This window comes from Streptomyces amakusaensis, assembly GCF_039532665.1.
Taxonomy (GTDB): Bacteria; Actinomycetota; Actinomycetes; order Streptomycetales; family Streptomycetaceae; genus Streptomyces; species Streptomyces amakusaensis.
On record NZ_BAAASB010000019.1, the window covers coordinates 126,018 to 134,442 of the forward strand.

Sequence of the window (8,425 nt, forward strand, 5' to 3'; positions counted from 1 at the left end):
GATGCGGCCACCGACTCCCGCCGCTGAGGTCCGGCCGGAGCCGGTCCCGCGGCAGGTCTGGGGGACCCGGGCGACGGCTGGGGCCTGTCTGACCCCGCTCACCGATCCAGCCTGATCCGTCAGACAGGCCCTAGTGGCTGAGCTTCGCGAACCGCCGCAGTGCCAGCGGGAAGAACACCGCCACAATCGCCAGCGGCAGGATCACGGCGGCCCAGATGTGCCCCGGATCGCCACCGACGCTGCCGGTCAGATCCCGCACCGCGGTCGCGGTCTGGGACATGGGGTTCCACTCGACCACCGTGCCCAGCCAGTCCGGCATGGACTGGGGGGTCGCGATGGCGTTGGACAGGAAGCCGACCGGCCAGACCAGGATCTGCACCGCTTGGACCAGCTCTGGTTTCCCCGCCACCAGCGCGAGGTGGATGCCGATCCACAGCATCGCGAACCGGAACAGCAGCAACAGTCCGACAGCGCCCAGGAGTTCCCCGGCCGTGCCGTTCGCCCGCCAGCCGATCGCGTAGCCGACACCGATCATCACGGCCAGGCTCAGAGCCGACTGGAGCATGTCCGCCGCGGACCGGCCCACCAGGACCGCGCCGTTCGCCATCGGCATGGAGCGGAACCTGTCGATCACGCCTTTGTTGAGGTCCTGGGTGACGGCGATCACCGTGCTCTCCAGGCCGAAGGCCATGGTCAGCGCGAGTGTTCCGGGCACCAGATAGTCGATGTAGTCGCCGCCGACATTCCGGCCGCCGCCGATCAGATAGCCGAACATCAGCAGGATCATCACGGGGAAGATCACGCCGACGGCGACCTGTACCGGCTGCCTGCCCCAGTGGGCGAGTTCCCGCCGGGTCATGGTCCAGGAGTCGCTCAGGGCGAGGGCGATCCTGCCACTCTCCTGCGGCGCTTCCGCCGTGCTCATACGGCCTCCTTGGCGAGAGCCCCGGCCGCAGCGGCCTCCTCGGAGCGCCCCGGCCCGGTCAGGCTCAGGAACACCTCGTCCAGGGTCGGCCTCCGCAGGGCGATGTCCTCCGCTTCGATGCCTGCCTCCTCCAGGGCTCTCACGACCTGAGTGAGCGCGTTCATCCGGTCGACCACCGGAGCGCTGAACAGCCGGCGGTCGACATCCACCGAGACGTCCTTGGCGGCAATCTCCAGCAGGCCCACGGCGGTGCCCAGCTGCCCCGCGTCGCGCAGGACGACGTCGATGCGGTCGCCGCCGGTGCGGGCCTTCAGCTCGTCGGCGGTGCCGTCGGCGATGACCTGGCCCCTGTCGACCACGGAGATGCGATCGGCCAGTTGGTCCGCCTCCTCCAGGTACTGGGTGGTGAGCAGCACGGTGGTGCCGCCGCCGACCAGGGAGCGCACCGAGGCCCACACCTCGGCCCGGCTTCGGGGGTCGAGTCCAGTGGTCGGTTCGTCCAGGAACAGCACCTCCGGGTCGGTGATCAGCGAGGCGGCGAGGTCGAGCCGGCGTCGCATACCGCCGCTGTACCTTTTGACTTGCTTGTTTCCGGTGTCCGCCAAGTCGAAGCGCTCCAGAAGCTCTTCGGCCCGGGAGCGCGCGCGCCGCGCGCCGAGGTGATACAGCCGCCCGAACATCTCCAGGTTCTGCCGGCCCCCGAGTTCCTCGTCCAGTGCGGCGTGCTGGCCGAGCAGACCGATACGGCCGCGCACCCGGTCGGCCTGCTTCAGGACGTCGTACCCGGCCACCTCGGCACGGCCTGAGTCCGGCCGTAACAGTGTGGTCAGCACGCGTACGGTGGTGGTCTTGCCCGCGCCGTTCGGGCCGAGAAGGCCGTGCACGGTGCCGCGCCCCACACGCAGGTCCAGCCCGTCCAGAGCCGCCTTCTCCCCGTATTGCTTTCGCGCACCCTCGACGACGATCGCGTCGTCCATGTGTCCCCTCCGGATCTCGTAGTCAAACTTGACTACCATGCGACGGCAACGGTAAACCCCTCCAGGGGATTAGTCAAACTGGACTAGCCTTGTGGCAGTGATGGTTGGCCGGGCGCTCCGGCGAGGGGCCCGGCCTCGCCCGCGAAGGTGTACGCCCCGCTCTCGATGCGCCGGATCAACTCGCGGGTCCACTGGGCCCCGGCGTCGGTCGAGCGGACCCACAGGTGCATGATTTCGCCGATGTGGCCGAGTTGGCCGGGGCCGCCTTCGGGCGTGTAGTAGTCGGTGGTCGCCCTGCGCCACTCCTGGATGGCGTGCAACCGGCCGCGCAGCAGCCGGAGCGCCTCCCCGCGGTCCAGGTCGATGATGAAACCGAGCGCCCCGGCGAGGACTTCCTGCTTCTGGTCGTGCGCGGTCAGCGACTCGCGCAGCAGGCGGAAGTACTCGTCCGTGCCCTTCTCCGTCACCTCGTACTCCGTGCGCGGCGGGCCGCCGACCGTGGAGGGGGCGACCTCGTGGGCGTGCAGCAGCCCTTGCTTCGCCATCTGCTTCAGGGCGTGGTAGATCGAACCGGGTTTGATGTTGGACCACTTCTGGGCGCCCCAGAACTCCAGATCGTTGCGGACCTGGTAGCCATGGGCCCGCCCGTGCCGGCGCACGGCGCCGAGCACAAGGAGACGGATCGCAGACATACGTCCCAGGTTATGGCTCCGGCCCTGGGTGTTCGAGGCGGAACGATCGACTCGAACGTTGCCCATCCCGTGCTTCTCCCTTTCGGTGTACGGGTGTTGGCGGTTCAGACGGGCACGGCGGAGCGGCGCTCGGCGGGGGCGGGAGCGGGGGCAGGGCCGGGGCGGTGGGGGATGAACAGGGCGCTGATCGCGCCGAGGAGGACGACGCCGACGCCGACCCAGACGGCGGGGTGGAGGCCGTTGACGAATTCCTGGGCGCTGCGGTCGCTGCCGTTCTGGGTGAAGACGCTGCTCAGGATGGCGATGCCGAGTGCGCCGCCGATCTCGCGGACGGTGGTGTTGGCTCCGGAGGCCTTGCCCTGGTGCTGCGGGGGGACGGAACCGAGGACGACGGCGGCGGTGGGGGCGAAGGCGAAGCCCATGCCGATGCCGCCGAGGACCATGGCGGCCACGAGCCGGTGGTAGGGGGTGTCGTCGGCGGCGGCGAGGTTGATCCAGGCCAGGCCGGCGGCCTGGGTGAAGAGGCCGAAGGCCATCAGACGGCCGCCGCCGACGCGGTCGGTGAGGGCGCCGGCGACGGGGGCGATCACCATGGGCATCAGGGTCCAGGCGAGGGTCAGCACGCCGGCTTCCAGCGGGGTGCGGGCCGGGGCGATCTGGAGGTACTGGGAGAGCAGGAAGATGGAGCCGAAGACGCCGAAGTACATGGCTCCGGAGGCGATGTTGCAGAGGACGAAGGCGCGGACCCGGTAGAAGCCGAGCGGCAGTACAGGGTGGGGCGCGCGGCCCTCCCAGGCGACGAAGACCACGAAGAGGGCGGCGCTGGCGGTGAAGCCGCCGAGGACGCCGGCCGAGGTCCAGCCGTCCTCGGGGCCCCGGACGATGGCCCAGACCAGGCCGACGACGGCGCCGGTGGCGAAGAGCATGCCGGGCAGGTCGAGCCGGGTGTTCGGGAGGGAGCCCTCCTTGAGTACGCGCAGGGCCAGCGGTATCGCCACGATGCCGACGGGGATGTTCACCCAGAAGATCCACTGCCAGGCGAGCCCGTCGACCACCGCGCCGCCGACCACGGGGCCGCAGGCCACGGCCGTACCGCTGATCGCGGACCACATGCCGAGGGCGAGGCCGCGCCTGCGTTCGGGGACGGCGGCCGAGAGCAGGGTCAGCGACAGCGGCATGACGGCCGCGGCGCCGATGCCCTGGAGCGCGCGTCCGGCGATGAGTTCGCCGGTGGTGTCGGCCAGGCCGCAGCCGATGGAGGAGAGGGTGAAGACGACGATGCCGAGGATGAAGACCCTGCGCCGTCCGAAGCGGTCGCCGAGCGCCGCGCCGGTGAGGAGCAGACAGGCGAAGGTCAGCACATAGGCGTTGACGAACCACTGGAGGTCGGAGGTGGAGGCGTCGAGTTCGACGGCGAGGGTGCGCAGCGCCGCGGAGACCACGAGGTTGTCGAGCGCGACCATGAACATCGGGAGGCCGGTGGCGACGATGGTCAGCCAGAGGGGTACGGCCCGGCCGGGGGCGGCCGGTGCCCGGTCCGCCGGGCCGCTCTCGCCGGAGGCGTGCTGCTGGGGCATGAGGAGTCCTTGGCTCGGATGGGCGTCCCGCGGTGACGGGAGCGGCGGTGCGGTGCTGTGCTGCGCCCGGGGTGATGCCCGGGGTGATGCCCGGGGTGGTGCCGGGGGCGGTGACGGGGTCAGTACTGCCGGAGGATCTGCCCGGCCCGGCCGGCCGACTCCTGTTCCCGCAGCCGGCGCCGGGCCTCGTCCCAGCTGATCGGGAGTTCCTCGACCGGTGCCTCCCAGAAGGCGAAGACCGCTCTCCGCGTCGACGGCCGCAGCTCGGTCATGATGCTCCGGTGCGGCTCGGTTCTGACGTAGGCGTAGAGGGCGTCGCGGTCCTCCCAGGCCGAGAGGGTGGAGAAGGTCCGCTCCAGGGGCTGGGCGATGAGGGACGCGCCGATCGCGCCCGGTGCGTACCTGATCTGGTTCCAGGCGGCGAGGGATTTCATGAGGAAGCGGGGCACCTGGCCCGGGGAGGCCGCCTGGAAGCAGCCGGCCATCACATACGCCCGGGTGCCGGGTGTGGTGGGGTTCAGGGTTGTCCAGGGCAGTGTGGGCATGGCGTGGCCGCCCTCACGGGTAGGGAATAGGAAGTTGCACTACCTATAATAGAGTGTGGTGCTATCCAGTATCTAGTCAAGGGCGGGTAGCTGTGCGAATCTCCGAGCTGAGCCGGACCGGCGGGGTGCCGATCGCGACGATCAAGTTCTATCTGCGCGAGGGGCTGCTGCCGCCGGGGCAGCCGACGGCGGCCAATCAGGCGGAGTACGGCGAGCAGCATCTGCGCCGGCTGCGGCTGATCCGCGCCCTGGTCGGAATCCGGGGGCTGTCGGTCGGCACCGCCAAGGAGATCCTCGCCGCCGTCTCGGAGAACGTGGACGACACGCACCAGATGCTCGGGCTGGTGATCGGGGCCCGCCCCGTCGACAAGGAGAAGGGCGAGAAGGAGGCCGAGGCCGGGGCCGGGGACGACCCCCTGGCGGAGGGGCTGGCCGAGGTCGATGAGCTGCTGGACCGTACGGGCTGGGAGGTCTCCGAGCACGCCCCCGCCAAGCGGGTGATCGCCGAGACGCTGACGACCCTGCGCTCGCTCGGCGCGGACGTGGACTGGCGCACCCTGCTGCCGTACGCGGAACTCGCCGGCCGGACCGCCGTGCTCGATCTGGATCAGCTCCGGGACGCGGACGACCCGCTCGAACAGGCCGAGCGGGCCCTGGTGCTGACGGTGTTGCTGGAGCCGGTGCTGCTGGCGCTGCGGCGGCTCGCCCAGGAGAGCGAGTCGGCGCGGAGGCACGGCGGCTGACCGGCCGTGCCCCGCGGCGACCCGCCCCGGCCGGGGTCGGTCAGCCGTCGTGGCCGGCCCCTGCCCCTGCCCCGGCCCCGGCGGGGGCTTCGGCCCCGGCGGGGGCTTCGGGCCCGGCCGGGGCGGCGGCGGAGTCGGGGCGCGGCCTGACGAAGAGGGTGGCGGCGAGGGCCAGTAGCAGCAGGCCCGCGCAGATGTGGCTGGAGAGTTCGAGGGCGCTGGTCATCGCCTCGCGGGCGGCGTCCGCGACCGGCGCGGTGCTCGGGTCCTCGGCGAGATGGGGGATCACCGATCCGGCGCTCTCCGTCACGGTCTGGCTGATCCGTTCGGCGTCCTGCTCCGGGAGTCCGGCGGAGCCGCCGAGGCGGTCGGCCAGGGTGGCGGCGAGGGTGCTGAAGAAGAGGGTGGTCAGGACGGCGATGCCCAGCGCGGAGCCGAGTTCCCGGGCCGCGCTCTGGATGCCGGAGCCCTGTCCGGCGCTGTGGGCGGGCACATCGGCGAGGACGATATTGGTGACCTGGGCGGTGGCGAAGCCGACGCCGACCCCGTAGACGAACAGGGCGAGCGCGATCAGCCACCAGGCGCTGTCGGCGGCGGCGATGAGCCCCAGCATCGCCAGTCCGGCGGCCTCCAGCAGGAGCCCCAGCCGCACCTGGGTCAGCGGGGAGACGGTGGCGGCCATCGCGAAGCTTCCGCCGCTGGCGCAGAAGCTGCCCACGGCGAGGGCGAGGAGAGCCAGCCCCGCCTGGAGCGCGCTGTAGTCCAGGGCGAACTGGAGCCAGAGCGGCAGCACCGCGATGATCCCGAACTCGCCGAGGCCGACGAACAGGGTCACCAGGTTGCCGTTGCGGAACGAGCCGATGGAGAAGAGCCGTACGTCCATCAGCGGCTCCTCGCCCCGGCGGCTCAGTGCGGCCTGCCGCCGCCAGAACGCGTACAGCGCGAGGGCCGAGAGGATCAGCGCGACGAGGACCGGGGACGGGCCGCTCCGCCAGGAGAGCCCGCCGATGTCCAGCGGCGCGGTGGTGGCGAGCCAGCCGTGGTTGCGCCCCTCGATCAGGCCGAAGGCGAGCAGTCCGAGCCCGATCGCGGAGAGCACGGCCCCGGCGGCGTCGACCCGGCCCCGGACGCGCGGTGACGCGGGCAGGAACAGCAGGGTGCCCACGACGATCAGCGCCACCAGCGGGATGTTGATGCCGAAGGCCCACCGCCAGTGGATGTCCGCGAGCCGGCCGCCCAGCAGCGGGCCGACGGCCGCCGCCGCGCCGATGGTCGAACCCCAGACGGCGAAGGCCTGGCTGCGGGCTTTGCCGCTGAAGGTCGCGTTCACCAGCGCCAGGGAGGCCGGGAGGATCATCGCCCCGCCGATGCCCTGGAGGAAGCGGGCGAGGATCAGCAGTCCGCCGCTGGGGGCGGCCGCGGCCAGCAGGCTGGTCACACCGAACACGGCGAGGCCGATGAGGAAGATCTTGCGCGCGCCGTGCAGATCGGAGAGGCGTCCGGTGAGCAGGACCAGCGCGGCGAAGACGATCGCGTAGGACTCCTGGATCCACTGGGCCTCGATCGAGTCGATCGAGAGGTCCTCGATGATCGGCGCGAGGATCACATTGACGATGGTGATGTCCACGACGATCAGCGCCACGCCCAGGGAGACGGCGATGAGGCCGAGCCAGTGGCGGGGTGTCGGTGAGGGGGAGGGGGGCGGTTCGGGTGCTGCCGTGCCGGACAAGTTACCTCCATGGTGAAGTATCTTTGCGGTGAAGGTAAATTGCTTGCGATAGGTTGTCAAACCGCGCGGTGGAGCAGTCACCCGCGCAGATCGGAAGGCAGGGCGGCGCGGCGATGGAGACACCGGAGTCGGGCGAGCCCGCGGCTCGGTACGAGGGCCTCATGGACGGGCTGCGGTCGTTCGGCGCCCATTACACGGAGTTCACCCGGCGCTTCGCCTCCTGGCTCGGGCTGCACTCCACGGACGCCGCCGCCCTGGCGGAGATCCTGTACGCGGAGGACAAGGGCCGCCCGCTCTCGCCCGCCCGGCTCAGCGAGCGGGTGTCCCTGTCGTCGGGCGCGACGACCGCGCTGGTCAACCGCCTCGAAGCGGCCGGACATGTCGTACGCACCCGTGAGGAGACCGACCGCCGGATCGTCACCCTGCGCAGCAGCCCCCATGTGAGGCCCCGGGCCGAGGAGTTCTTCGCGCCGTACGCCGAGCGCATGGCCGCCGTGACGGCGCAGTACCCGCCCGAGCGGCTGAGGGAGTTCGAGGAGCTCGTCGGCCGTCTCCGGGCGACCATGGACGGCCTGCTCGCGGACGAGTACCGGGACGGCGGGCCCCGCCCCGGCGGCTGAGCCCCCCGTACACGAACGTACAAAGCCGTACGGGTACGCCCGCAGCCGTACGCCACTGGGCCGGCGGGGGTCGACCTCGGCTCCGGATGGCCGCTCGTCGGCGCGCCGGAGGGTGAAGCGGCCCGGGTGCTTATAGCAATGTCTCCGTGCCTTCCGTGCGTGTGCTCTGTTTGTTGGTGGCCGCCGACGGCAGCGGGCCGATGTCCGGGGCCGCATGGCCGCGCTGATCCTCTGTCACTTCCTGCTCGCCGCCTGCGCGGGACCGCTCGTCGGGCGGCTGGGCACCCGCGCCTTCGCCGTGCTGGCGCTGCCGCCCGCCGCCGCTCTCGCCTGGGCCCTCGCCCACTGGAGCGGCGCTGCCGCCGGCTCCTCGGTGAGCTGGTCGCTGGCGTGGCTGCCGGAGTACGAGGTCTGGCTCGCGCTCCGGCTCGACGCGCTGTCGCTGCTGATGACGCTGCTGGCGGCCGGGGTCGGCGCGCTGGTGCTGCTCTACTGCGTACGGTACTTCTCCGCCGGGGACCCGCTGCTCGGCCGGTTCGCCGGCAATCTGCTGGCGTTCGCCGGGGCGATGCTGGGGCTGGTGCTCGCCGACGATCTGGTGCTGCTCTATGTGTTCT

At 71.5% G+C, this 8,425-nt stretch carries 8 protein-coding genes and 1 pseudogene; 3 read left to right on the plus strand and 6 right to left on the minus strand.

The window, feature by feature from the left end; genetic code table 11:
• Window positions 1-130: 130 nt before the first annotated feature.
• From ABD371_RS28585 to ABD371_RS28605, 5 genes are all read right to left on the minus strand, one after another.
• Entirely contained in the window at window positions 131-925 is a 795-nt protein-coding gene (locus ABD371_RS28585; protein ID WP_344483052.1) for an ABC transporter permease, read from the minus strand.
• Window positions 922-1,902, minus strand: coding sequence for an ATP-binding cassette domain-containing protein (locus ABD371_RS28590; RefSeq protein ID WP_344483090.1), 981 nt, complete (start codon window positions 1,900-1,902; stop codon window positions 922-924). Before ABD371_RS28590 ends, ABD371_RS28585 begins: the two co-directional genes overlap by 4 nt.
• Window positions 1,903-1,985: 83 nt before the next feature.
• Complete coding sequence (locus tag ABD371_RS28595) at window positions 1,986-2,594, minus strand: PadR family transcriptional regulator (RefSeq protein ID WP_344483054.1); 609 nt, start codon at window positions 2,592-2,594, stop codon at window positions 1,986-1,988.
• A 104-nt stretch (window positions 2,595-2,698) separates the two neighbouring features.
• On the minus strand, window positions 2,699-4,171 hold the full coding sequence (locus ABD371_RS28600; protein WP_344483056.1) for an MFS transporter: 1,473 nt from the start codon (window positions 4,169-4,171) through the stop codon (window positions 2,699-2,701).
• A gap of 119 nt (window positions 4,172-4,290) precedes the next feature.
• Entirely contained in the window at window positions 4,291-4,716 is a 426-nt protein-coding gene (locus ABD371_RS28605) for a DUF3291 domain-containing protein (RefSeq protein ID WP_344483058.1), read from the minus strand.
• Window positions 4,717-4,808: 92 nt separating this feature from the next.
• Between ABD371_RS28605 and ABD371_RS28610 the strand changes: the two genes are divergently transcribed.
• A complete protein-coding gene (locus ABD371_RS28610; protein WP_344483061.1) occupies window positions 4,809-5,459 on the plus strand; it encodes a MerR family transcriptional regulator in 651 nt (216 codons plus the stop codon).
• Window positions 5,460-5,499: 40 nt separating this feature from the next.
• Here the strand turns inward: ABD371_RS28610 and ABD371_RS28615 are convergent, their stop codons facing one another.
• Window positions 5,500-7,188 (minus strand): DHA2 family efflux MFS transporter permease subunit, encoded by a 1,689-nt coding sequence (locus tag ABD371_RS28615; protein ID WP_344483063.1) that lies wholly within the window; start codon window positions 7,186-7,188, stop codon window positions 5,500-5,502.
• 113 nt (window positions 7,189-7,301) lie between these two features.
• Between ABD371_RS28615 and ABD371_RS28620 the strand changes: the two genes are divergently transcribed.
• Window positions 7,302-7,808 carry a MarR family winged helix-turn-helix transcriptional regulator gene (locus ABD371_RS28620; RefSeq protein WP_344483093.1) on the plus strand — a complete coding sequence of 169 codons (507 nt, stop codon included), beginning with the start codon at window positions 7,302-7,304 and terminating at the stop codon, window positions 7,806-7,808.
• A 214-nt stretch (window positions 7,809-8,022) separates the two neighbouring features.
• A pseudogene (locus ABD371_RS28625) lies at window positions 8,023-8,425 on the plus strand (Na+/H+ antiporter subunit A); the annotation flags it as partial.

Bases quoted from the DNA above. Each gene is read 5' to 3' on its own strand.
- ABD371_RS28620 (WP_344483093.1), top strand. From the start codon at position 7,302: ATGGAGACACCGGAGTCGGGCGAGCCCGCGGCTCGGTACGAGGGCCTC.
- ABD371_RS28605 (WP_344483058.1), bottom strand. From the start codon at position 4,716: ATGCCCACACTGCCCTGGACAACCCTGAACCCCACCACACCCGGCACC.
- ABD371_RS28590 (WP_344483090.1), bottom strand. From the start codon at position 1,902: ATGGACGACGCGATCGTCGTCGAGGGTGCGCGAAAGCAATACGGGGAG.
- ABD371_RS28600 (WP_344483056.1), bottom strand. From the start codon at position 4,171: ATGCCCCAGCAGCACGCCTCCGGCGAGAGCGGCCCGGCGGACCGGGCA.
- ABD371_RS28595 (WP_344483054.1), bottom strand. From the start codon at position 2,594: ATGTCTGCGATCCGTCTCCTTGTGCTCGGCGCCGTGCGCCGGCACGGG.
- ABD371_RS28585 (WP_344483052.1), bottom strand. From the start codon at position 925: ATGAGCACGGCGGAAGCGCCGCAGGAGAGTGGCAGGATCGCCCTCGCC.